Origin of the sequence: Microbacterium sp. NC79, from assembly GCF_019061125.1 — a bacterium.
In the GTDB taxonomy this organism is placed as follows: Bacteria; Actinomycetota; Actinomycetes; order Actinomycetales; family Microbacteriaceae; genus Microbacterium.
In genome coordinates this window covers 616,431-639,739 of record NZ_JAHQYI010000001.1, presented here as the reverse complement: position 1 = coordinate 639,739, position 23,309 = coordinate 616,431, and the positions used below count along the sequence as shown (strand labels likewise).

Here is a 23,309-nt window from a genome sequence, read left to right as displayed (position 1 = left end):
GTCTATGGCATCCCACATCATTTGGCCGTCTCACCCGCACTTTCAATGGTTCCGCCGCCTCTCCCCCAGCCCGAGGTTCCGCGCGCTGTCCCGGCGGGAGGCAATTGACGTGACAGAAGGAGATTTCGGCGTATTTTTCCTCCTCCGGCGTCATTTACCTACTCTCGGGGTTGCCCCGCGCCGTCTACTTCCTCCCCATCAGCCACCGGTTGCCAGGTTATTCAGTATCCGTGATGATGCGCCCACCGCAGAGGCCGCACGTATGACTATCACGGTATGGACTTGATCATGTGGCTCGCCCAACGCAACGGCATCGCGCACCGACACCACGCGCTTCGAGCAGGCTTTAGTACGCCAACGATTCGCCAATGCCGCCTCGACGGCACCGTGACGGTGCTCAAGCGACAATGGCTACTCCTCGACAGTGCGGATGAAGACTTCGTGTGCGCCGCAACTCATCACGGCAGGCTTGCTTGCATCAGTGCGGCCGCGCATCGAGGCTGGTGGACGCCACCCGGAACCACCGCGCAACGACATCTATGGATGCGCCCCAATGGGCACGGCGCGCAACAATACGCACGGCATTGGAACACCCCGATCACACCGTGCGGCGTGGGCGATCTGATTGAATCATCCCTCGATTCCCTACGCCATGTGGCCGAGTGCCTACCAATGGATGACGCCCTCACTGTGTGGGAGTCGGCGATCCGGCAGGAGAAGCTGGATACCGCCTCATTACGCATTGTCCGATGGCGCAGCGCCCGCGCGCAGCACCTTGCGCAGGAGTGCACGGGCCTTGCCGACTCGGGCCTCGAGACATTTCTCGTCACTCGGCTGGCCAGGCGCGGAGTGACCGTGAGGCAACAGGTTTGGCTCGCTGGCCGTCCGGTCGACGGGCTCATAGGCGAATGGCTCGTCGTGCAAACCGATGGCCATGAGCATCACAGCAGCCCCTCGGACCGTGCGCGCGATGCCGCTCACGACGCCGAACTGACCCTGCGGGGTTATACAGTTCTGCGTTTCACCTATGCGCAGGTTATGCGTGACTGGCCGCAAACCGAACGCATCATCATGCGCGCCATTGCCGCGGGGTTCCATCTGCACCCTCGCAGATCCTTTTCCTGAGCTCTGAAGCGAGATCGGGCCAGATCTCATGTCGTGGCTGAAGGAGATTGGTGTCGCAGGAGGAGAACTGCGCCGAAATCTCCTTCTGTCACGTCATTTACCTTCTCCCGGGGGCACGGAACCACGTGGGGCACGGAACCACGTGGGGCACGGAACCACGTGGGGCGCGGGAATCAGAAGGCGGAACCAGGGCGGAACCACGGATGCGGAACCAGGGCGGAACCACGGATGCGGGCCCAGGGGCGGAACCAGCGCGGGATATGAGTGAGGGGCTTGAGTCGCAAGGCTCAAGCCCCTCACGGCCACGAGACAACGTCTCGCACTGACCTCGTGCCCAGAACTACACCAGGCTGTTGCGCCAGGCCGCGTGTAGCTGGGCGAACTTACCTGTGCCCGCGATGAGCGCGGCAGGCGCGTCGTCTTCGATGATCTGGCCGTGTTCCATCACGAGCACGCGGTCAGCAATCGCCACCGTCGACAGACGGTGCGCGATGATGATCGCGGTGCGGTCGGCGAGCAGCGTCTGTAGTGCCTCTTGAATTTGACGCTCAGACGGAATGTCGAGCGACGCCGTCGCTTCGTCAAGAATCAGCACCGCCGGGTCAGCCAAGAAGGCGCGCGCAAACGAGATCAGCTGGCGCTGACCGGCAGACACGCGTCCGCCACGCTTGTTGACGTCGGTGTTGTAGCCGTCGGGCAGCGCCTCGATGAAGCTGGCAGCGCCCACCGCTTCGGCGGCAGCCTTGATCTCCGCGAACGTCGCCTCGGGCTTACCGAGGGCGATGTTGTCGGCAACCGTGCCGCTGAACAGGTACGCCTCCTGCGTCACCATCACGATGGCTCGGCGCAGGTCCTTCGGGTGCATGGCCCGCAGGTCAACGCCGTCTAGCTTCACGGCACCCTCGGAAGGGTCGTAGAAACGCGACACCAGCTTCGCGAGCGTCGTCTTTCCTGCACCCGTGGTTCCGACCAGCGCAATCGTCTGCCCAGCCGGAATATCGAGGGAGAAGTTCGGCAGGATCGTGCGGCCTGCGGAGTAACCGAAGGTCACCTTGTCAAAGGTCAGGTCACCGCGGGCTTCCCACAGGTCGATGGGCTTCACGGGGTCCGGAACCGTCGGTTGCTCTTCGAGCACACCAGACACCTTTTCGAGGGCGGCTGTTGCCGACTGATACGAGTTCAAGAACATCGCGACCTCTTGCAGCGGGCTAAAGAAGTTGCGCACGTACAGCACGGCGGCCAGCAGCACACCGATTTCGAGCGAGCGCAATCCGCCGAACAGCACGACGAGGGCAAGCGCGAGCGCGGAGATCGCCATCATGCCCGGGTCAAACGTGCCGTACAGCTTCATCGAGCGCAGGTTCACGTCGCGGTACTGGCCACCAACATCGGCGAACTTGTCGTCGTTCGAGGGCTCCTTGCGGAACGCCTTGACGGCGCGGATGCCGGTCATGGTCTCCACGAACTGCACGATCACCTTTGCCGATACCACGCGCGACTCACGGTAAATGAGCTGCGATCGGGTGTAGAACCAGCGCATCAGGAAGTACAGCGGAATGAACATGACAAACAGCACCATGCCCGATTGCCAATCCAGCATCATGAGCGCGGCCAGCGTGAAGCCGCCGTAGAGCAGGCCCGAGACGAGCTGGTTCAGCCCACCATCGAGCAGCTCGCGGATCGATTCCAGGTCGCTCGTTTGGCGCGAAATAATGCGGCCAGACGTGTACGACTCGTGAAACTCGAGACTCAGCCGCTGCGTGTGCAGGAAGATGCGCTTGCGCAGGTCAAGCATGACCGCCTGGGTGAGCTTTGCGGCGAGCACGGCGTACGCCGCGATCAACGCACCTCCGCCGATACCGGCGATCACGAGCAGAATCGACGCCAGCCACGTCGGCGCCCATTCTGATTGTTTCGTAGCCGCGGGGAGCGCGACGTCAATCCCGTACGCAATGATGGCGGGCACCGCCACGCGGAACGCAGTGGAGACAACCAGCACGAGTGCGGCCAGCACAAGCCACCACTTCAACGGGCTCACGAGCGAGCCAAGCAGCTTCATCGAGCGGCGACGGATCGCCTTACTCTCGGCCTTCGTGTAGTCCAGGCGTTCTTCACCCTGGGTTCCGATGACGGTGCTCACAGGTTCACCTCCGTCTCCCGCGCGCGGGCTTGTTCATCTTCCAGACTCGAAATGACGTGTCGGTAGTGTTCGCTCGAAGCCATCAGCTCGGAGTGTTTACCGACGGCCGTGACCCGCCCGGCTTCGAGCAGGGCAACGCGATCAGCCAGCGCCACGGTCGACGGACGGTGCGCGATGATGAGCGCGGTGGTGGTCTGCAGCACCTCACGCAGCGCGGCCTCTACCAGCGCTTCGGTGTCAACATCGAGCGCGCTCAGCGGGTCATCCAACACCAGCACCGCTGGCGCGGCCGCGACCGCACGGGCGAGCGCCAATCGCTGGCGCTGACCACCCGACAGGCTCATCCCCTCTTCACCGATCACGGTCTCCACACCCTCGGGCAGGTCGTCAACAAACGCGGCCTGCGCGATGTCGAGTGCTTCCCGCATGACGCGTTCCGCCTCGGGGCTGTGCGGGTCAAGCTCAGCCCGACCGAGCAGCACGTTTTCGCGCACGGTTGCAGAGAACAGCGTCGCATCTTCGAACGCCATCGCGATGTGGCGGCGTAGGTCTTTCAAGCGCAAGTCACGCACGTCGACGCCGTCGAGGAGTACGCGACCAGCCGTCACGTCATACAGACGCGTCGGCAACGTGGTCAGCGTGGTCTTACCCGAACCGGTGAGGCCCACAAGTGCCATGGTCTCGCCCGGTTTGAGCGCGAGGTCCACACCGTTCAGCAGATCATGCTCGGCGCTACCGGCATCCTGATACCGGAAGTGAACGTTGTCGAACACCAGCTCTCCGCGCGATGTCGGCATCTCGACGGGTGTCTGCGGGTCAGCGATGGTGTTGATTTCGTCGAACACCTCGAATACGCGGTCAGTCGCGGTGCGGGCATCGATCATGAAGGAGAACAGGAAACCGATGGACTCGATCGGCCAGCGCAGAACCGCCGCCATTGCGAAGAAGGCGAACAGTTGGGCGGCATCCAGGGCGCCCTGCGTCGTCAGCCACACGCCAGCCAGCAGGCTGGCGCCGAACGCGACATTGGGAATCATGACAAGCCAGAACCAAATGGCACCATCAGCCTTGGCCTTGCTGATTTCCGTTTCGCGCAGGCTTTCTGCCTGGCTCGCGAACTTGTGCAGCGCGTGCTTGCCGCGGCCAAACGCCTTGAGCACACGAATACCGTGCACGCTCTCTTCTACCTGGGTCGCGAGGTCACCAGCCTGGTCTTGACTCAGACGCGAAAGCGCACCGTACTTCTTCTCGAACAGGTACCCCTGAATCCACAGCGGAATACCCGAAAGCAAGAAGATGGTTCCGAGCAGCCAGTGCCAGCGGAATAGCAGCACCGCACCGATCGCGATGGTCAGCATGTTGACCACCAACAGGATGAGACCGAACGCGAGCCACCGGCGAATGAGGCCGATGTCTTGCATCATGCGGCTCAGCAGCTGGCCGGAACCCCAGCGGTCGTGGAAGGAGACCGGAAGCTGCTGCAGGCGCGAGTAGAACGACATGCGCATGTCGTATTCGACCTTCATGGAGGGCGTCAGCACGAAGTAGCGACGCAGCCACACCATGAGGGCCTCACCGAGGGCAAGCAGCAGCACGGCGGCTGATGCCCAGATGATGGCAACCATGTCGCCATCGGCGACGGGGCCGCTAATCACGGACTCCAGCAGAATCGGAATCATCAGCGCGATGACCGCGCCGCCGAGGGCGCTGAGGCCACCGAGGATGAGGCGTCCGAAGATCGGACGGACAAAGGGTTTCAGGCGCAACAGTGCGCGCGTGGTCGACAAAGAGCTCTTTACAGAAGGCGCGGGAGTAGTCATGATCCTTGCGGGATTGAAAAGCTAAATAAAACAAACGGGGCGCCAAGGGCGCATTGCGAAACCAGCTCGCAGTCCTGATTACGCCTCAGGCGGGGCGTTGCCTCGCTTCGCTAACGCGCGCGACGAGTGAAGCCGGGGCGCGGGGCAACAAGCGCGATAATGGCATTCGTGTGCATGGTGGCCTCCTCGACCTCAGGGATGCTGTGCCGGTCGACACAACAGCCCTCCAGACTATAGCTGTGAGTTCGCTGAGCGCAAGGTTTATCTTTGGCGACAACTCCGTCACCTCAGTTGCAACCTTGAACTTCGGCGGATTGTTCCCGCACGCGCACTAGGAAACCACGGTGCGCACGGTCTTCGGAATCACGGTGCGCACGGGCTGCGGAACCACTGCGCGCGTGGACGCTAGGCTGCCGCTTCGCGCGCCAGTAGCGCCTGCTTCACGGCCACTCCCCACGCAAAGCCGCCCATGGTTCCGTCGGAGCGGAGCACCCGGTGACACGGCACAAACAGCGCGGGCGCGTTGCGGGCGCAAATCGACGCGGCAGCACGCACGGCAGAAGGCGACCCGAGGTGCACGGCAAACTCGCTGTACGTGAGCGGCGCGCCAGGCGTGATCGTGCGCAACGCGTGCCATCCGGCCTGCTGTAGCGTGGTTCCGTATTGCGTCACCGGAACCGCCATGATCGGCTGCAGGTCTCCCGCATAAAACGCGCGCACGGCATCGGCCGCGGCGCCCGTGTCACCCTCAGCGACGTCGACGGGGCGATGGGCCTGAGCGAGGCGATTGAGAAGGGCGTCGGCGCTGTCCGTCCAGCCGGAGGCGATGACGGAACCATTGCGGGCGAGAATGCCGAAGGGGCCATCGGCGGTGTCAAGAAATTCAATCGTGGCGCTCATGCGGTTTCGGCTTTCGTTGCGGTTTCGGCTTTCGTTGCGGATGCGGCTTTCGGTGCGGGTGGGATATCGCGGGTTGACTCTGGCGCTGTCGCGCGCCAGAGATGTGCGGTGAGGTAGGAGCGCCATGGGGCGAACTGTTCCGCCCAGAGCGCGAAGCCGGCGGGGTCGTCTGGCGCTCCGAGAGCCCGGGCACCTGCGCGCACGGCGACGTCGCCTGGGAGGGTGATGTCGGGGTCGCCGACGACGCGCATGCGCACATAATCGGCGGTCCACGGGCCAACGCCACCCAGCGCGAGGAGGGCGGTGCGTTGCTCGTGCGAGTCGTCGCCGCTCGTCAGCGCCAGGTCGCCGTCGGCGAGACGGCGCGCAGCCTCCACAATCGAGCGGATACGCGCAGCGGGCCCGCGCAAGACCGTCGCTCCGTGGTCGGCGATCGCGCGCATCGTCGGAAACAGCCGCGCGGATTCAGGCCCGACATCGGCCATCTCCCCCAACTCTGCAGTGAGGCGGGTGAGATGTGTGCGGGCCGCGGGCACCGAGATCTGTTGCCCTACCATCGCCCGCATCAGCATCTCGTCACCGCTCATCGCACCAGGCACGCGAATACCGGGGCAGTCGGCGACAAGTCGCTGAGCGAGCGGAACCTGGGCAAGGGCTGCGTCGATGGCGAGCGGATCAGCGTCGAGGTCGAAGAGGCGTCGCACGCGCGCTACCAGCACGCGGAGGTCGGAGAGCGTGGTGAGCCGTGCCGCGAGTGCGAGGCGCGTACCGGAGAGGGTGAGGCGCATCCAGGCGGGTCCGCCAGGCAACGCAACGACGCGACTGTACGACGTGTCGGTGGCGGTCTCCGTGCCTGCAATTGCGCGGGCGGCCATCCAGCGAAACAGTCCGGCCGCATCGAACGGTTCGCGATAAGGAAGCGTCAGCTCAATGAGCCCAGGAGGGGCATCTGCATGGTCACGGCGGCGCGCGCGCAACGCTCCCGGCGTCATGTCAAACACTTCGCGAATGGTGTCGTTGAACTGCCGCACGCTCGCGAATCCAGCCGAGAAGGCAACATCGGTCACGCTGAGATCGGTGCCGACCAACAGCATTCTGGCCGTGTGTGCCCGGTGTGCGCGGGCGAGGGCGAGCGGGCCAGCTCCCAACTCCGCGGTCAGCAAGCGACCAAGGTGTCTGCTCGAGTATCCCAGGCGGCGCGCGAGCCCTTCGGTGCCCTCGCGCTCCACGACGCCGTCGGCGATGAGCCGCATCGCACGGCCCGCGGTGTCGGAACGCAGATCCCACTCCGGGGATCCTGGCGCGGCTTCCGGCAGACACCGCTTACAGGCGCGATAGCCGGCCTCATGCGCTGCCGCCGAGGTGGGATAGAACGTGACGTTCGCTTCTTTCGGGGTTCGCGCCGGACACGATGGGCGGCAATAAATCCCGGTGGAGCGCACCGCCGTGACGAACTGGCCATCGAAGCGGGCATCGCGCGCGCTGATCGCGCGGTACCGCTCATCGAATGTGGCCGTGAATGTCATGCCTCTACTGTGCCACGCGCATAAAGCGCGACCTAGCGGAAATCGGACATGACAGTTTCTTGACCCCACAGCCGGATCCCTGGTTCCGTCGAAGCCCATTCCCCCTGGTTCCGCCCCGCAAACGCCATTGGGCGCCTGGCCAGAAGACCAGACGCCCAATGAAAATCACTGTTTAGTGGAAGAAGTGACGCTCTCCGGTGAAGAACATCGTCACGTTCGCTGCGCGAGCGGCGGCGATCACTTCGTCGTCACGCACGGAACCACCGGGCTGCACGATCGCCGAAACGCCGGCGTCGATGAGAACCTGAGGGCCGTCAGCAAACGGGAAGAATGCGTCGGATGCGGCAACCGAGCCGACAACGCGCTCACCGGCACGCTCGACGGCGAGGCGGCAGGAGTCAACGCGGTTGACCTGGCCCATGCCGATACCGACCGTTGCTGAGCCCTTCGCAAGCACAATCGCGTTGCTCTTCACCGCGCGGCAGGCCTTCCACGCGAAGATGAGGTTCTCCATCGTGGCGTCATCTGGACGCTCGCCGGTAACGAGCTGCCAGTCGTTGGCGACCGACGCGATGTTGTCGGGGAAGCGGTCGGCGTCTTGCAACAACAGACCACCGGAAACCAGACGCACGTCCATGCGCTCCTGCTGCCAGTCTTCCGGTAGCTGCAACACGCGCAGGTTCTTCTTCTTGCTGAACAGGTTCAGCGCCTCGGGCTCGTAGCTCGGCGCCACGATGACCTCGGTGAAGATGTCTTGCAGGTTCTCCGCCATCTTCAGTGTGACCTTGCCGTTCGTGGCGATCACGCCGCCGTAGGCCGACACCGGGTCGCACTCGTGGGCACGCAAGTGAGCAGATGCGATCGGGTCGAGCGCGTTGGGCGCCGTCACCGCGATGCCACACGGGTTCGCGTGCTTGATGATCGCAACGGCCGGTTTGATCATGTCAAAAGCCGCGCGCAGCGCAGCATCGGCGTCAACGTAGTTGTTGTACGACATCTCCTTGCCCTGCAGCTGCTGCGCTTGCGCAATACCGCGGCCGCCCTGACGAGTGTAGATGGCAGCGCGCTGGTGCGAGTTCTCGCCGTAGCGCAGGGTCGACAGGCGCTCCGCCTGAATCGTGAGGTACTCCGGAAGCTCGTACCCGTCGCTAAGCAGTTCTTCTGAGAACCAAGCGGCAACGGCGGTGTCGTACTTCGCGGTGTGCGCAAACGCGCGAGCCGCAAGTTCACGGCGCTGGCCGAGCGTGGTTCCGCCGCCCTTGACCGCCTCGATGACGGAACCATAAGAAGCGGGCGAGACGACGATGGCAACGTTTGCGAAGTTCTTCGCGGATGCGCGCACCATGGCGGGGCCACCGATGTCGATCTGCTCGACAACGTCATCGCCCTGGGCGCCAGAGGCGACCGTCTCAACGAACGGGTAGAGGTTGACGACGACAAGCTCAAACGGCGCGATGCCCAGCTCGCCGAGCTGACGCTCGTGGTCTTCCAGGCGTAGGTCGGCGAGGAGGCCAGCGTGCACACTCGGGTGCAGCGTCTTCACGCGGCCGTCGAGGGACTCCGGAAAGCCGGTGACGCTCGAAACGTCGGTCACGTCGTGGCCAGCATCACGGATCGTCTGCGCCGTCGAACCGGTCGAGACAATCTCGACGCCAGCGTCGGCGAGAGCGGCAGCCAGGTCAAGCAGACCCGACTTGTCGCTGACCGAGACGAGTGCTCGGCGAACGGGTACGACGTCGCGTTCACGGTAATCAGCAGAATCGTGGCGGGGGCCTGCCATGGTGCGTCCTCTCAGGAGTGCGGGGTTGGTTCGCTCAGCGACGCCAAATCAATGGCACCGTTCGCAATGTCACGGACCACGTCGATCAGCAAACGCCGCTCGACGGGCTTAATTCGTTCATGCAGGGCATGTTCGTCGTCGCCAGGCAGGATCGCGATGCGCTCCTGAGCGAGAATCGGACCGGAATCGACACCTTCGTCGACCACGATGACACTGGCGCCCGTCTGCGAAACCTGCGCAGCGAGCGCGTCACGCACGCCGTGCGCACCCGGGAACTCCGGCAGGTATGCGGGGTGGGTGTTGATGATGTTGGGCGCGAACTCGCTGACAACGGCAGCGGGCAGCAGGCGCATCAGGCCGGAGAGCACGATGAGGTCGGGGTTCCATACGGCCAGCTGCGCGGCAAGCTCAGCGCCCCACTCGGCGCGGCGGTCTTTACCCTGCCACGGAACCACAAAACTGGGGATCCCGAAGGCCTCGGCATGTGCAAGGCCGTCAGCTTCGCGGTCGGCACCGACAACAATGATGCGAGCCGGATAATCAGCGTCGCTTGCTGCTTCAAGCAGCGCACGCAGATTGGATCCTGTGCCCGAGATAAGTACGGCGACCGTTAGCACCTGACCAGTCTAGTCCGCGTCGCTGATGGGCTTTGTCTCTGTGTCATCGTTCGTCAGCGGAGCCTCAGCAGCTGCCGATGGTTCCGGAACCAACAGGCCAGATGACGGCACCGTCGCCGTCGCAGGGGCGGTTGCGCGAAGATGTTCGGCCGTCGCGTAATCGGCCTCGACGTCGGCGTCGCCCCATGCGTCATCACCCTCGAACTCGTCATCACTCGACCGCGGCACCAGCAGGGGCACAGCGATGCCGACGGCAACCTCGACGAACAGCGCGAGCGTCGCAAGCCCAATCTGCGGGCCGAACTCAGCCATGCGTCCAGGACCAAGCGAACCGCTGGCGAGCGCGAACACCACGGCTGCTGCCCCGGCAGCGAGCGCCGAGACGGCGACCGTCATGACGATACGGGGCAGGTATGGTTCGTCGTCGCCGACGACGACGGTGTAGCGGGAGCGCAGCATGAAGCCAGCGAGCACACCAATGCCAATGGGCAGCAGCACGACGGCGAGCAAGAACGTGTGGGATACCTCGGGAACCAGGCCGAGCGGGGGCAAACCCGGCAGGACGCCCAGGTGGGTTGCCGCGGGGGAAACGGACGCGCCCGTTCCGAGGACAACACCTGGCCCCGCGATCCAGGCAAGCGCCCACGCCATCAGGGTGGGCAGGTATGCGATGCTGGCGAGCGCGAAAATCGTCGCACCCATCGCATCAACACCTGACGCCTGATACAGCGCAATAACGTCGCTGCCACGGGTAATGACGGAGACGATAACGCCGATGGCCGCGAGCATGATGAAGCCGAGGAGCACGGCCCCCGTGCCGCGCACAATGAGCCCAGGCGTCTCTGCCCACACCGTCGGGAGTTGATCGACGCGATCGTGCAGGGCATCGATGATGCCCTCGTCGCCATCAATCCACGCACGCACGAGCGCGCCGATAAGAAGCGGAACCCCGTATGCGACAGCGGGAAGCACGATTGCAAGGGATGGGTCAGACGTGGCAATCGGGTTAGCCGACGTGATGTCAACGACCACCGCGATGAGCGTGAACGTCACAGCGCCAGAAATGAATCCCGTGATCCAGCCGCCGGCACGCGTGGCGCGGATGCCCGAACGCGCACCCGACCATGCCGTGAAGGCAAGGAACGCGAGTGGTGCAAGCGAAAGGACGAATGACGCCCCCTCCGCCGGGATACCGCTGGCGACGAGATACTCAGGCGCGAGCTCGACGGCCTGCGGAACGTGATGACCGAGTTGCCAGACCGCAGCCGTCGCGGGCCACAGTCCCTCCCAGTAGGTCGCACCGAGTGACAGCGCCCACATCACCGTGAGCGGTGCAAGAACTGCGGCGATCCCGACGGCCGCCGCGACGAGTGCGTCAAACGCGGCGAGGAGGGCAATGATCAAGCGGTGCATGGCCATTTGACCCTACCGGCCAGAGCTCCCCCGCCCCTGATCCCGCGCTGTGACTGACAATCTTTACGCCAACGCTTTCATCGTCTGCAGGTTCCGCGCGTTTCTTGCCCGCAGGTTCCGCGCTCTACTTGTCTGCTGGTTCCGTGCTCTACTCGCCTGCAGGTTCCGCGCTTTACTTGCCTACTGGTTCCGCACGTTCCAGCAGAAACACCGGGATGATCCGGTCGGTCTTGCGCTGATATCCGGCGTACGGCGGGAAAGCCGCGCACGCTCGCGCCCACCACTCATCCCGTTCCGTACCGGTAAGTTCGCGAGCAACATAGTCAGCTTTGTCGCTCACATCTTGCAGTTCGACATGCGGGTTTGCACGAATGTTGTAATACCAGCTCGGATTCTTCGGCGCACCGCCCAGCGACGCCACGACGGCGTACTTGCCCTCGTGCTCGACGCGCATGAGCGCCGTTTTTCTGAGGGAACCAGACTTTGCGCCCACTGTCGTCAGGACGATGATCGGCCTCCCGTCGATGTCGCCCCGGCTGGTTCCGCCCGATGATTCGAAGGCTTCTGCCTGAATACGTGCCCATTCCGACGTTCCTGGCTGGTAAATTCCTGTGAGTGGCATATTTTTCCTTTCCCGGATCCGCGCCACGTTCATCCCCTAACCCGTACAGGAGATTTCATGGCGACTGGCACGCCTACTGAAGCGAAATCAGGTCTTGACCGTTTCTTCCACATTTCGGAGCGCGGTTCAACCGTCGGTACCGAAATTCGCGGTGGCGTCGTCACGTTCGTGACGATGGCATACATCGTTATCCTCAACCCGATCATCCTGTCGGGCAAGCCCGACGTGGCTGGCAACGAACTCACGTTCGAAGCTGTTGGCGCGGCAACCGCGCTGACCGCCGGTGTCATGACGATCCTGTTCGGTCTGGTGACTCGCCTTCCGTTCGCCTTCGCCGCTGGTCTCGGAATCAACGCGTTTGTGGCGTTCTCGGTTGTCGGCCACGTGACGTGGCCCGAGGCAATGGCGCTTGTTGCTATCAACGGTGTGCTCATCGTGTTGCTTGCGGCAACCGGCCTGCGAAAGATGATCTTCGACGCGGTTCCCATGCAGCTCAAGATCGCGATCACGGTCGCCATCGGATTCTTCATCGCGTTCATCGGTTTTGTGAACGCTGGATTCTCCACGTCGACCACCCTGCCGTCGCCGCCTGTTGAGCTCGGCCAGGGCGGTTCGATTGCTTCGATCAGCACCCTGCTGTTTGTCATTACGGTTCTTATTACGGGTGCGCTCGTCGCCCTCAAGGTAAAGGGCGCCCTGCTGCTCGGCCTCGTCGCTGGATCCGTCATCGCAGGCATCATCAACCTGATCAACCCGCAGGAAGGCCTGTTCAACTTCACCGGCTTTGTCGGCCTGCCCGACCTCAGCCTGATCGGCGCGGTCGACTTCTCGTTCGACTTCACCAAGGTTTCTCTGATCGCCATCGTGATGCTCGTGTTCACGCTGTTGTTCTCCAACTTCTTCGACGCGATGGGAACCATGACGGGTCTCGCCACCGAAGCGGGCCTGGCTGACAAGAAGGGTGATTTCCCGAGCATCAAGTCCGCGCTTGTTGTTGAGGGTGTTGGTGCGATCGCTGGTGGTCTCACGTCGACGAGCTCGAACACCGTGTTCGTCGAGTCATCCTCGGGTATTGGTGAAGGTGCTCGCACCGGTCTGGCAAACGTCGTCACCGGCGCGCTGTTCATCGTTGCGATGTTCTTCACGCCGATCACCGGTCTTGTGCCCGGCTCGGTTGCCGCCGCCGCGCTCGTGATCGTTGGCGCAATGATGATGGGTCAGATCAAGAACATCGACCTGAGCGACTTCGCTGTGCTGCTGCCGGTCTTTGTCACGGTCGCCACGATGCCGCTGACCTACTCGATCGCTAACGGTATTGGTGCAGGCTTCGTCACGTGGGTCGTCGTTCAGGCCCTCGCTGGCAAGGCCAAGACCCTCCACCCGCTGATGTGGATCGTCGCTGCCGGCTTCGTGATCTTCTTCGCACGCGGCCCGATTGAGGCGCTGTTCGCGTAAATCACACGCTCGCTCACGCACGAGCATTCGGGAGCCTTCGCCACACGGCGGAGGCTCCCTTCTTTCATTTGCCCGCGCGAGCGTTCCGCCCCCCTGGTTCCGCCCCCTGGTTCCGCGCCCTTGGTTCCGTCCCCCGGTTCCGCGCCCTTGGTTCCGCCTCCCTTGGTTCCGCCTCCCTTGGTTCCGCCCCCTGGATTGTGCGGCATGCTTCTGCCCGGAACCATGTCGCGAGAACCACAAAAAACACCGACACCCACATGAATACGCGAAAAATCTATCGCTGTCGCGACATTCTCTGGTTCTCACGACATCCCCGCCCCGACCCGCACCCCCGCGACGGAACCACGGGGACCGGAGATGACGGAACCACGGAACAGAAACGACGAAACCAGAAACCTCCCCGAGGAACCTCCCCAGAAACGACGAACGCCCCCGGAAAACTCCGGGGGCGTTCGAGAATCCGAGTGGATTACAGCGCAGCGATGATGGCGCGCATCAGCTCAGCAGCCTCGGACGGCGTCTTGCCGACCTTAACGCCGGCAGCCTCGAGGGCTTCCTTCTTGGCCTGTGCGGTACCAGCCGAGCCGGAGACGATGGCGCCAGCGTGGCCCATGGTCTTGCCCTCGGGTGCCGTGAAGCCAGCAACGTAGCCGACGACGGGCTTGGTGACGTTCGCCTTGATGTAGTCAGCGGCACGCTCTTCAGCGTCTCCACCGATCTCACCGATCATGACGATGGCCTTGGTCTCGGGGTCAGCCTCGAACGCAGCGAGTGCGTCGATGTGCGTCGTGCCGATGATGGGGTCGCCACCGATACCGATTGCGGTCGAGAAGCCGAGGTCGCGCAGCTCGAACATCATCTGGTAGGTCAGTGTGCCCGACTTCGAGACGAGACCGATCGGGCCCTTGCCCGTGATGTTTGCCGGCGTGATGCCAACGAGAGCCTCGCCGGGCGTGATGATTCCAGGGCAGTTCGGGCCGATGATGCGGGTCTTGTTGCCCTTTTCAATCGCGTATGCCCAAGCCTCTGCCGAGTCGCCGACGGGAACACCCTCGGTGATCACGACGAGCAGCGGAATCTCAGCGTCAATAGCCTCGACCATGGCGGCCTTGGTGAAGGCACCCGGAACGAAAGCGATCGACACGTCAGCGCCGGTCTCCTTCATTGCCTCTTCAACGGTGCCGAACACGGGGAGCGAAACCGGGTTGCCAGCTGCGTCAACGTGCTCAACCGTGGTGCCAGCCTTGCGTGCGTTGACGCCACCGACGACCTGCGTGCCTGCCTTGAGCATGAGCGCGGTGTGCTTGGTACCCTCGCCACCGGTGATGCCCTGGACGATGACCTTGGAATCCTTGTTCAGGAAGATCGACATATTCTTAAGTCCCTTTTTCCTTCAGTCCGAATCAGGCGTTGGCGAGGGCAGCGGCCTTGTCGGCACCCTCATCCATGCTTGCGGCCAGGGTTACGAGTGGGTGGTTGGCGGCCGCGAGAATCGCGCGACCCTCTTCAACCTGGTTGCCATCGAGGCGCACAACGAGCGGCTTAGCTGCTGCGTCGCCGAGGATTTCGAGGGCCTTGACGATGCCGTCAGCAACAGCAACACACGACGTGATGCCACCGAAGACGTTGACGAAAACGCTCTTGACCTGCTCGTCGCCGAGGATGACGTCAAGACCGGCAGCCATGACCGTTGCCGAAGCTCCGCCACCGATGTCGAGGAAGTTTGCCGGCTTAACGTTGCCATGGTTCTCACCAGCGTAAGCAACAACGTCGAGCGTCGACATGACCAGGCCAGCACCGTTACCGATGATGCCAACTTCACCGTCGAGCTTGACGTAGTTCAGGCCAGCAGCCTTTGCCTTTGCCTCGAGCGGGTCAGCTGCGTCCTTGTCTTCGAGCGCTTCGTGCTCGGGGTGACGGATCTCCGACGCGTTGTCGTCGAACGTGACCTTGCCGTCGAGAGCAATAATGTCGCCCTCTTCGGTGAGCACGAGCGGGTTGACCTCAACGAGCGTTGCGTCTTCGCCCTTGTAAACGTTGTAGAGCTTGACGAAAACGTCTGAGACCTTTTCGATGAGCTCTGCGGGGAAGTTTGCAACCGTCGCGATTTCGACGGCCTTCTCCTTGTCGATGCCGCGCAGCGGGTTGACCTCAACGCGTGCCAGAGCTTCGGGCTTCTCAACTGCGAGAACCTCGATCTCCATGCCACCCTCAACCGAGCACAGGCTCAGGTAGGAGCGGTTTGCACGGTCAAGCAGCACAGAGAAGTAGAACTCCTGCGCGATGCGTGCGCCCTGTGCGACCATGACGCGCTTGACGACGTGGCCCTTGATGTCGAGGCCGAGGATTGCCTGAGCAGCCTCGTATGCCTCTTCCGGCGTCTTGGCGACCTTAACGCCGCCAGCCTTGCCACGACCACCGGTCTTGACCTGGGCCTTAACAACAACAACTCCACCGATCTTCTCGGCGGCGGCCTTAGCCTCTTCGGGAGTGTCCGCGACGATACCGGCGAGAACCGGCACCTCGTACTTCTCGAAAAGGTCACGTGCCTGGTACTCGTACAGATCCACTGTGCTTCCTTCGTGGGCGCGGTTGATGAAAGTCTCTCGATATCGAGATATCGACCAACTACCAGCCTACTACTCCTTTCTGAGTGCCCCGAATTTCTTCCGTTGTGATCAGCACGGAGTTCGCCAATCGCATGGCACGGCTCCGGAACCTCGGGTGAGACAGCTCCGGAACCTCGGGTGAGGCAGTTGACGGAACCTCGGGATGAGGCAGTCGACGGAACCTCGGGACGAGGCAGTCGACGAAACCTCGGGATGAGCCGCTGAGGAAGCAATGAGACAATTGATGCATCATGACTGACGCACCTACTCCTGACCTCGCCGACCTCGTCGCCCAGGCCGAAGCCGGAACCATCGCGCACGACGACCTGCTCGACACGTTCTTGAACGCGACGATCTTTGTGCCTTCCACCGATGACCCCGCAGACGGTGAGATCAGCCCGGTGACCATCAACTTCGACGAGACTGATTTTCTCGTTGTCGCCGCGACCGAGTTTGCGCTGCAGCAGACCCGTGACGTTGCTGAGTTCGCGGTGCCGATGAAGGGCCGCGCCATTGTCAGCGCAATGAACCAAGACCTCGCGCTGCTCGTCAACCTTGACAAGGGTGCCTTTGCCCTGCCGCTCGCGATGCTTAACGAGATCCGCGCGCAAAACCCGCTGGGCTGACGCCCACCGCTATGCTGAGCCGATGACCGAGCGCGACCCCCAGGCAGCGACCACCCGCGTGATTGCGGCGGCGCTCGACCTGTTCGCCGAGCAGGGGTTTGAAGCAACCTCTGTCGAGCAAATCGCGAAGGCAGCGGGCGTCTCCCGCTCCACGTTCTTTCGCCAGTTCGGCGGCAAAGACGATGTGATCTTTGCCGACCACGAGCGGCTCCTCACCGTGCTCCGCGAATTCTTGACGAAAACCCACGAGGACCCGTGGGCAACCGTGTGCGAGGGCGCCATGCTGGTGTTCCGCTACTTCAGTGACAACGCTGACGTTGCGCGCCGCCGCTACCAACTGGTGCGCCAAATTCCCGCGCTGCGCGAACGTGAGATCGTCGCTGTGTTCCGCTACGAACGCCTCTTTGACGAATACCTGCGCGAGCAGCTGCCCGAGATCGACCCTGTCGACGCTGTGAGCTACTCCGCACTGATCGCCGCTGTCCACAACCATGTGCTCCGTCAGATGCTGCGCGGTCATAAGGTGCCTGCCTCCGTGTTGCGCCAGCACCTCGACAACGCCATGCGGCGCTTCGGAGTTCTTGACGCCACCAGCAACCCCCGGGCCGACGACCTCGTCGTCGCCGTGTTTCCGCGCTCGATGCCCGCGGCCGAAATCGCACGCCGCGTCGGCGCACAGCTCGGCTGAGCGCACATTCGTGACAGCATGGAACCATGTCGCTTACGCCGGTTCCACCGCTCGCTCCGGTCGCTGCTCTCGCACTCGATGATGCTCGAGAGCTGAGCCCGGCTGCGGCTACCATCACGGTCATCGGCCCCGACGCCCTGACTCTCGCGGTCGCCGCTAGCTACCCGGGCGCCACCGTCCGCGCTTTCGACGATCTGACACCTCTCGATCATCCGGCAGTCGGGTTCACCCGTTTCCCGCTTCACCCTGCGCTCTTCGATGGTTCCGACCTCGTCGTGGGACTGTTGCCAAAGTCAATTGCCGAGCTCACCGACATCGCGTCCCTCGCGGCAGGGGGCGTCACCGCCGATGCCATCGTGACGCTCGCCGGCCGCGACAAGCACATGAGCCGCGGCATGAATACAGCGCTCGAGTCGTGGTTCCACGACGTCTCTGCCAGCCGCGGCCGACAGAAGTCCCGGGCCCTCCGGGCGCGTGGGCCGCAGCCTGGGGCACCACTTCCCTACCCGCGCCACGCGTCTGTGGACGTCCCATTCGCGATCTACGCGCGCGGCGGCGCCTTCGCTGGCGCAACGCTCGACATCGGAACGCGCGCGTTGCTCGATGCGTTTCCGGCGATCTTTGCGTCGCACCGCGGGAGCATTGAGCACATCGTCGATTTGGGGTGCGGAACCGGTGTGCTGGCAACCAGCGCAGCGTTGCGTCTGCCGCAGGCGCGAGTGACGGCAACGGATCGATCGTGGGCAGCAGTGGCATCGACGCGTCTGACGGTTGATCACGCTGGCGTCGGTTCCCGCGTGACGGTCACGCAGGATGATGCGGGCGCGACGATCGCCGACGGCACCGTCGATATGGTTCTGTTCAACCCGCCATTTCATGACGGGGCGGCGGTCGATGAAGACATGTCGCACCGGATGTTCCGCTCGGCGGCGCGAATGTTGCGCCCGGGTGGCTCACTTGCCGTCGTCTACAACTCGCACTTGCGCCATCGCACGGCGCTAGAGCGGATCGTGGGGCCGACCGATCAGATGAGTCGCACACCGAAGTTCACGGTCACGCTGTCGCGCAGGCGGTAGCCGCTGTCGCGTAGACCCGCACCGTCCGCAAATGGTGCCGCGAATGTCAGCCGGCGACCATGCACCCAGGTGTCAGACGGCGACGTTTTCGTCGTGGCGTGAGCAGAGCGCGACGACGCCGTCATTCGAGCACGATTCACACTGCACGACGCGGTTGCGGCAGTCGTCATCAGCGCAGTTGACCATGCGCGATTCGGCGCTGTCGCACGTCGCGCATGTCGAAATCACTGCGGCCTTCGAGCCGAACGTGACGGATTCGCGCCCATCGAAAACGTAGAGCGATCCCTCCCACAGGCCCGTATTGCCGAAGCTTTCGCCGTACCGTACGATGCCGCCGTCGAGCTGGTATACCTCGCCGAACCCGCGCGACACCAGCAGGCTGGACAGCACCTCACAGCGGATCCCTCCGGTGCAGTACGTGACGATGGGCTTGCCCTTGAGGTCGTCGTATTTGCCCGAGTCGAGCTCCGCAACGAAGTCGCGCGTGGTCTCCACGTCGGGAACGATGGCGTTCTTAAACTTGCCGATCTCGGCTTCAAATGCGTTGCGGCCGTCGAAGAAGACGACGTCGTCACCGCGCTCCGCAACGAGCTTGTGCAGAGCACCAGGCGTGAGGTGCGCGCCGCCCCCGACAACACCATTCTCATCAACCTGCAACTCACCCGGAGCGCCGAAGCTGACGATCTCATCGCGCACCTTGACCGACAGGCGCGGGAAGTCCAGCGACATACCCTGCTCGTCGAGGCCGGTACCCTCTGACCACTTGAAGTCGATGTCTTTAAAGCCCGGGTAATCACGGGTCTTGCGCCAATACTTCTTGACGGCGGCGATGTCGCCACCCACGGTTCCGTTGATACCATCCTTCGAAATCAGGATGCGCCCACGCAGACCGAGCAACTCACACAGATCGCGCTGCCACAGGCGCACGGCGTCAGGGTCAGCGATCGGGGTGAACTGGTAGTAGAGGAGAACTTTTGCAACGGCCACCTATTAAGGGTACGCGGCGCTGAGACCTCATCGGTCGCGAGTGGGCCGTCCTAAATCAGGCGAGACCAGAACGTCGGCGAATACCGCTCGTAGCCGTCGGCGGTCGAGCGGCGCAAACATGGCCATTTCGATGGTCGCCTGAGGGTAGCCGTCGGCCCGAAACACCCATCCGGCGAGCGAACGCGCACGGGGGCGCATGGGGATGTGTTCTTCAATTGTGGTCAGGGCGGCCACCGGAATACTCCACTCGGCGCGCATCCGCCGACGCACGATGATCTCCTGCTCGGTGACGATGATTGCGGAACCTGTCGCAAAGGCCGTTGCCAGCAGGAGTCCCGCGAGCGCGAGCAGAATGATCCACACTGCGGTCATCGGATTCGAACGGCCGACAGCGATCACGATGATAATCACGGCAGCGACAGCGAACCAGTAGGACGCCAGCAATCCCCAGAGGGATCCGGTGGCGGAAACGGGTCGAAAGCGCGAAGTCACCCTTTGATGTTACGGGTGTCGGATGCCGTCGCCTGTTTGACGCCAAGGCGGGCCGAGCGATCATGCAGGCAATACGCGCCTAGTTGTGCTCACCATCGAGGTACCACCAGCGGCCGGATTGAAAGACGAACCGGCTGCGCTCGTGCAGCTCGTGATCGCGCCCGCCCTCGCGGTAGTGCGCGACAAACTCGACGACGCCGCGACGCGGCGTTGGTTCTGGCGCGTCGATGATCTCAAGGCGGGTCCATCGTGTGCCAGCGTCCGTGACAACGTCACCCTGAAGCGTCCCCGGGTGCCAGGTTGCGGTGAGGTAGCTGTCAAGACCGCGCGCGAACGCCGAGTACCGCGATCGCATCAGCGCAAGCGGCGTCGGCGGGAGCGCGTCGCCGCGATGAAACGGCTCGCAGCATTCGGCGTAGCGGAGGCCGGTACCGCACGGACAATCAGCAGCGGTCACGACTGAGCGTCGGAGCCGGCGTTACCGTCGGAGCCGTCATCCGCTGTCGGCGGCTCCTCCGGTGCTGCGGCATCATCGGCAGGTGGCGGCGTGGGCTTGAAGATCTGGGCGGCAGCGTCATCCGCACTCACATCGGTTGGCACCGGGGTCGTCGCCGCGATGCCCTGTCCGGTGGCCGGGTCAACGGTCGCGATGATGGGGGCTGCCAGCGCCTCATCGGCATCGTCGTCGCCCCGGCGGCGCAGCAGGAGAAACACGATACCGAGCACAACGAGCGCGCCCGCGATCGCCCACAACCACCAGGGCATCGGGTCGGCTCCGGTCACAGCGAGGTCGACAGCCACAATGTTCGTCACGATGCTCATGAGGTGCCTTTCGTGTAGTGACTCACACTGTACGCGGGCAACAGGACGCGCGGCCAGTGCCTCAAGCGGCGCGTCGCGCTGCCGGAGGCACTATTGCGCAGACTTCTTCGCGCGCGAGGGTTGCACGCGCGGCGGCTCCCCAGGCATCTTCGGAAAGTCCGGAGGAAACGGCAACTCGCCCAACCCGTTGTCGACGTCACGCTCCCACCAGCGCAGCAATTCAGTAATGGTTCCGGGATTCTCCGCGAACCCCGCCCACGGATCCCCCACCGCCAGCAGCCGATCGGGCACGGTACGAACCGTAAATGCGCGGGGATCGACTGTGTCGAGTTCATCCCAGGTCACCGGCGTCGAGACAGTGGCCGTGGGTAACGGTCGCGGGCTATAGGCACCCGCCATTGTGCGGTCGCGGTTGGCCTGGTTGTAGTCGAGGAAGATTCGCTCGCCGCGTTCTTCCTTCCACCAGGCCGATGTGACGCGCTGAGGCAAGCGCCGCTCCAACTCACGACAAGCCGCGATGACGGCGTGGCGCACATCGAGAAACTCGTGCATGGGCTGAATGGGCGCAAACAGATGGAGGCCGCGGTTGCCGCTCGTCTTGATGAAGCTCGTCAACCCGGCCTCACGGAGCACCTCACGCATCGCGTGGGCCGCGACGATCGCGTCAGGCAAGCCGGTACCTGGTTGGGGATCGAAGTCGATACGAAGCTCAACCGGGTTATCTGGATTGCTCGCGAGTGACGCCCACGGGTGAAACACGACGGTGTTCATTTGCACTGCCCACACGGCCGCCGCGATCTCGGTCAGCACCATTTGCGGATGGTGGCGGCCTGAGTGGTAGGTCACCTCAACGCTGGAGACGTAGTCGGGTGCCCCTCGTGGCGGGTTCTTTGAAAAGAATCCGTCCGCTGTGACATCGCCACCGAATCGCTCGAGCGAAACCGGGCGATTGCCGTTTGCCGCGAGGAATGGTTCCGCGACAGCAATCAGGTACTCCGCGAGCTCGTGTTTGGTCACGCCCGCGGCTGGGAACACCACGCGGTTCGGGCTCGACAGCGAAATCTCGCGCACGCCATCAGGCCCGGGAACCGTCAAAAGCACACGTTCGCTCGCCATACGGCGACCCTATGCCTGCTCGCGCTCGTGCGCGAGGGGTACGCGTGCCGTTACGCTTCGGCGAGCACCGCTGCGAGCTCGTCGCGGGTGATGCGAATGCTCGGCCCTGCCGGGTCGATCACGACGCCGGCAAGGCTGCCATGCTCAACGAACGCGCTCTGCAGCTTGTCGAAGCCAAACGGCATCGGCTGCTCAGGGCGCTGCAGCGCCACGACCTCAAGCGGGTGCGTGAACAGCTGCAACAGGCGACGGCCATCGCGCGTGTGCGCTTCGGCAATGCCGTACTGCTTTTCGCCGTCCTTCTCGCTGGCAACACCGACAGCAACCCACAGGCGTGCGTCGCGGAGAGCCGCAAGCACCTTATCCTTGGTGTCTTCGGCACGCGGCTCACACAGGATCGTTTTGAGCTTCATTTCGTCTTCGACCTGCGTCATCGCACGCTTGAGCACGTCGGTCGGAATAACCGCGCGCGCCGGCGCCGAATCGTTGTCGAGGATCAACCCCGCAAGGTTGCCCTTGAGAACGTTGTTGATCACGGCGTACGCGGGCTGAGCAAAGGCGCTGGTGTTGGCGTCGTTGTCTTTCTGGAACGCGTCACGAAGCGAACGACCTGAGCTGTACGCCAGCATGAACTGACGGTCGCCGTCGCTGACAATACCGAGCTGGAGCGATTCGCCCGCAGCGATCTGCTCGCGAGCGTCGCCACGTACTCGAAGATAGACGTGTCCCTGCAGGAGCTGACGGGTAACGCCGAGCAGTTCTGGACCGGTCGGCGTTGCGCCGAGTGCCGCGAGTGCATCACGCAGCACGCCGTTATCGCGCAGCCCCGAAATGGTCTCCAGATTTGTCGGGGGGTCGCTCGGAGCGAGCGGGAGCACGACGTCTTCTGGCTTCTCGGGGCGCAGCAAAGCAGGTTTAGCCGGAGTGGGCGTGGAGCCGAGCCCGCCGAACGACGTCATACTGATGTTCACCTGCGGGACGGCCTCGGCAGGAGCCTGCGGCTCGGCCGGAACCTCGGGGGGAGCCTGAGACTCGGTTGCGTCGGCGACGGGGGCGTCAGCGACGGGGGCATCAGCGCCCTCGGCGACGACACCGGTTTCGGGTGTCCGATCGGACGGGTCATTCTTGCGGCGAGAGAACAGTGCCATTGAGTCAGCCTAACGTGCGGAAAGAATGCGCTTGGCGCGGATGCAAAGATATCGGGGGATTCTTTCCTGAAGTCGTGGGTGCTGCGCTGCAAACGCGGCACCCACGACCCAAGAAAATATCGCCTAGCGCCGAACGAAAAGCGATCTCTCACTAAGCACGCGCGCGGCGCTCGACCCCCGTCGAAGCGCTCCCCCACACGTCGTGGTCCGCTATGCGATTATCACCGTCCCTGGCGGTGTGCACTCAGTCTAGCGCGCGGTGGATACAAGCGCTATCTAGCGCTCAGCCGCGCAAGAATCGTAAAGTGGAATCGCGAATGACCGCACCGTCCACGCCTGCTGAGAGG

General features: G+C 63.5%; 21 protein-coding genes. 5 read left to right on the top strand and 16 right to left on the bottom strand.

Features of this window, described 5'->3' with window-relative positions; translation table 11 throughout:
* The first annotated feature begins 276 nt into the window (after positions 1-276).
* Positions 277-1,125 carry an endonuclease domain-containing protein gene (locus KTJ77_RS02765; protein WP_217336985.1) on the top strand — a complete coding sequence of 283 codons (849 nt, stop codon included), beginning with the start codon at positions 277-279 and terminating at the stop codon, positions 1,123-1,125.
* A 340-nt stretch (positions 1,126-1,465) separates the two neighbouring features.
* Here the strand turns inward: KTJ77_RS02765 and KTJ77_RS02760 are convergent, their stop codons facing one another.
* The 8 genes from KTJ77_RS02760 to KTJ77_RS02725 all read right to left on the bottom strand — a co-directional run bounded on the left by KTJ77_RS02760 (position 1,466) and on the right by KTJ77_RS02725 (position 11,943).
* Positions 1,466-3,265, bottom strand: coding sequence for an ABC transporter ATP-binding protein (locus tag KTJ77_RS02760; protein ID WP_217336984.1), 1,800 nt, complete (start codon positions 3,263-3,265; stop codon positions 1,466-1,468).
* Positions 3,262-5,085 (bottom strand): ABC transporter ATP-binding protein, encoded by a 1,824-nt coding sequence (locus tag KTJ77_RS02755; protein WP_217336983.1) that lies wholly within the window; start codon positions 5,083-5,085, stop codon positions 3,262-3,264. Before KTJ77_RS02755 ends, KTJ77_RS02760 begins: the two co-directional genes overlap by 4 nt.
* Positions 5,086-5,490: 405 nt before the next feature.
* A complete protein-coding gene (locus KTJ77_RS02750; protein WP_217336982.1) occupies positions 5,491-5,985 on the bottom strand; it encodes a methylated-DNA--[protein]-cysteine S-methyltransferase in 495 nt (164 codons plus the stop codon).
* A complete protein-coding gene (locus KTJ77_RS02745) occupies positions 5,982-7,511 on the bottom strand; it encodes an AlkA N-terminal domain-containing protein (RefSeq protein WP_217336981.1) in 1,530 nt (509 codons plus the stop codon). Before KTJ77_RS02745 ends, KTJ77_RS02750 begins: the two co-directional genes overlap by 4 nt.
* Before the next feature lie 172 nt (positions 7,512-7,683).
* Positions 7,684-9,291: a bifunctional phosphoribosylaminoimidazolecarboxamide formyltransferase/IMP cyclohydrolase gene (gene purH / locus KTJ77_RS02740; RefSeq protein ID WP_217336980.1), complete on the bottom strand. Its 1,608-nt coding sequence runs from the start codon at positions 9,289-9,291 to the stop codon at positions 7,684-7,686.
* An 11-nt stretch (positions 9,292-9,302) separates the two neighbouring features.
* Positions 9,303-9,908: a phosphoribosylglycinamide formyltransferase gene (gene purN / locus KTJ77_RS02735; protein ID WP_217336979.1), complete on the bottom strand. Its 606-nt coding sequence runs from the start codon at positions 9,906-9,908 to the stop codon at positions 9,303-9,305.
* A 9-nt stretch (positions 9,909-9,917) separates the two neighbouring features.
* Positions 9,918-11,321: a DUF6350 family protein gene (locus tag KTJ77_RS02730; protein ID WP_217336978.1), complete on the bottom strand. Its 1,404-nt coding sequence runs from the start codon at positions 11,319-11,321 to the stop codon at positions 9,918-9,920.
* A 172-nt stretch (positions 11,322-11,493) separates the two neighbouring features.
* Positions 11,494-11,943: a nitroreductase family deazaflavin-dependent oxidoreductase gene (locus KTJ77_RS02725; protein WP_217336977.1), complete on the bottom strand. Its 450-nt coding sequence runs from the start codon at positions 11,941-11,943 to the stop codon at positions 11,494-11,496.
* 57 nt (positions 11,944-12,000) lie between these two features.
* Between KTJ77_RS02725 and KTJ77_RS02720 the strand changes: the two genes are divergently transcribed.
* Positions 12,001-13,398, top strand: coding sequence for an NCS2 family permease (locus KTJ77_RS02720; protein WP_217336976.1), 1,398 nt, complete (start codon positions 12,001-12,003; stop codon positions 13,396-13,398).
* 469 nt (positions 13,399-13,867) lie between these two features.
* On the opposite strand, the gene sucD is transcribed toward KTJ77_RS02720, so the two are convergent.
* Together sucD and sucC are read right to left on the bottom strand one after the other, a co-directional pair.
* A complete protein-coding gene (gene sucD, locus KTJ77_RS02715; RefSeq protein ID WP_217336975.1) occupies positions 13,868-14,770 on the bottom strand; it encodes a succinate--CoA ligase subunit alpha in 903 nt (300 codons plus the stop codon).
* A 31-nt stretch (positions 14,771-14,801) separates the two neighbouring features.
* A complete protein-coding gene (gene sucC / locus KTJ77_RS02710) occupies positions 14,802-15,968 on the bottom strand; it encodes an ADP-forming succinate--CoA ligase subunit beta (RefSeq protein WP_217336974.1) in 1,167 nt (388 codons plus the stop codon).
* 290 nt (positions 15,969-16,258) lie between these two features.
* Here sucC and KTJ77_RS02705 point away from each other — a divergent pair, with 290 nt between their 5' ends.
* From KTJ77_RS02705 to KTJ77_RS02695, 3 genes are read left to right on the top strand one after another with little or no spacing between them, the layout of a single operon-like run.
* A complete protein-coding gene (locus KTJ77_RS02705) occupies positions 16,259-16,633 on the top strand; it encodes a hypothetical protein (RefSeq protein WP_217336973.1) in 375 nt (124 codons plus the stop codon).
* A gap of 22 nt (positions 16,634-16,655) precedes the next feature.
* Positions 16,656-17,321 carry a TetR/AcrR family transcriptional regulator gene (locus tag KTJ77_RS02700; RefSeq protein WP_217336972.1) on the top strand — a complete coding sequence of 222 codons (666 nt, stop codon included), beginning with the start codon at positions 16,656-16,658 and terminating at the stop codon, positions 17,319-17,321.
* 26 nt (positions 17,322-17,347) lie between these two features.
* Positions 17,348-18,397: a class I SAM-dependent methyltransferase gene (locus tag KTJ77_RS02695; protein ID WP_217336971.1), complete on the top strand. Its 1,050-nt coding sequence runs from the start codon at positions 17,348-17,350 to the stop codon at positions 18,395-18,397.
* 72 nt (positions 18,398-18,469) lie between these two features.
* Here the strand turns inward: KTJ77_RS02695 and KTJ77_RS02690 are convergent, their stop codons facing one another.
* The 6 genes from KTJ77_RS02690 to KTJ77_RS02665 all read right to left on the bottom strand — a co-directional run bounded on the left by KTJ77_RS02690 (position 18,470) and on the right by KTJ77_RS02665 (position 22,962).
* On the bottom strand, positions 18,470-19,384 hold the full coding sequence (locus KTJ77_RS02690; RefSeq protein WP_217336970.1) for a rhodanese-related sulfurtransferase: 915 nt from the start codon (positions 19,382-19,384) through the stop codon (positions 18,470-18,472).
* A gap of 27 nt (positions 19,385-19,411) precedes the next feature.
* Positions 19,412-19,876, bottom strand: coding sequence for a hypothetical protein (locus KTJ77_RS02685; RefSeq protein WP_217336969.1), 465 nt, complete (start codon positions 19,874-19,876; stop codon positions 19,412-19,414).
* 79 nt (positions 19,877-19,955) lie between these two features.
* A complete protein-coding gene (locus KTJ77_RS02680) occupies positions 19,956-20,333 on the bottom strand; it encodes a YchJ family metal-binding protein (protein WP_217336968.1) in 378 nt (125 codons plus the stop codon).
* Positions 20,330-20,698: an LPXTG cell wall anchor domain-containing protein gene (locus KTJ77_RS02675; protein WP_217336967.1), complete on the bottom strand. Its 369-nt coding sequence runs from the start codon at positions 20,696-20,698 to the stop codon at positions 20,330-20,332. The genes KTJ77_RS02680 and KTJ77_RS02675 overlap by 4 nt, the downstream gene beginning before the upstream one ends.
* A 90-nt stretch (positions 20,699-20,788) precedes the next feature.
* Positions 20,789-21,814 (bottom strand): DNA polymerase domain-containing protein, encoded by a 1,026-nt coding sequence (locus KTJ77_RS02670; RefSeq protein ID WP_217336966.1) that lies wholly within the window; start codon positions 21,812-21,814, stop codon positions 20,789-20,791.
* Positions 21,815-21,864: 50 nt separating this feature from the next.
* Complete coding sequence (locus KTJ77_RS02665; protein WP_217336965.1) at positions 21,865-22,962, bottom strand: SseB family protein; 1,098 nt, start codon at positions 22,960-22,962, stop codon at positions 21,865-21,867.
* Between the last annotated feature and the right edge of the window lie 347 nt (positions 22,963-23,309).

Bases quoted from the DNA above. Each gene is read 5' to 3' on its own strand.
- KTJ77_RS02765 (WP_217336985.1), top strand. From the start codon at position 277: ATGGACTTGATCATGTGGCTCGCCCAACGCAACGGCATCGCGCACCGA.
- KTJ77_RS02755 (WP_217336983.1), bottom strand. From the start codon at position 5,085: ATGACTACTCCCGCGCCTTCTGTAAAGAGCTCTTTGTCGACCACGCGC.
- KTJ77_RS02750 (WP_217336982.1), bottom strand. From the start codon at position 5,985: ATGAGCGCCACGATTGAATTTCTTGACACCGCCGATGGCCCCTTCGGC.
- KTJ77_RS02745 (WP_217336981.1), bottom strand. From the start codon at position 7,511: ATGACATTCACGGCCACATTCGATGAGCGGTACCGCGCGATCAGCGCG.
- purH (WP_217336980.1), bottom strand. From the start codon at position 9,291: ATGGCAGGCCCCCGCCACGATTCTGCTGATTACCGTGAACGCGACGTC.
- KTJ77_RS02730 (WP_217336978.1), bottom strand. From the start codon at position 11,321: ATGCACCGCTTGATCATTGCCCTCCTCGCCGCGTTTGACGCACTCGTC.
- KTJ77_RS02725 (WP_217336977.1), bottom strand. From the start codon at position 11,943: ATGCCACTCACAGGAATTTACCAGCCAGGAACGTCGGAATGGGCACGT.
- KTJ77_RS02720 (WP_217336976.1), top strand. From the start codon at position 12,001: ATGGCGACTGGCACGCCTACTGAAGCGAAATCAGGTCTTGACCGTTTC.
- sucD (WP_217336975.1), bottom strand. From the start codon at position 14,770: ATGTCGATCTTCCTGAACAAGGATTCCAAGGTCATCGTCCAGGGCATC.
- KTJ77_RS02705 (WP_217336973.1), top strand. From the start codon at position 16,259: ATGACTGACGCACCTACTCCTGACCTCGCCGACCTCGTCGCCCAGGCC.
- KTJ77_RS02700 (WP_217336972.1), top strand. From the start codon at position 16,656: ATGACCGAGCGCGACCCCCAGGCAGCGACCACCCGCGTGATTGCGGCG.
- KTJ77_RS02695 (WP_217336971.1), top strand. From the start codon at position 17,348: ATGTCGCTTACGCCGGTTCCACCGCTCGCTCCGGTCGCTGCTCTCGCA.
- KTJ77_RS02675 (WP_217336967.1), bottom strand. From the start codon at position 20,698: ATGAGCATCGTGACGAACATTGTGGCTGTCGACCTCGCTGTGACCGGA.
- KTJ77_RS02670 (WP_217336966.1), bottom strand. From the start codon at position 21,814: ATGGCGAGCGAACGTGTGCTTTTGACGGTTCCCGGGCCTGATGGCGTG.
- KTJ77_RS02665 (WP_217336965.1), bottom strand. From the start codon at position 22,962: ATGGCACTGTTCTCTCGCCGCAAGAATGACCCGTCCGATCGGACACCC.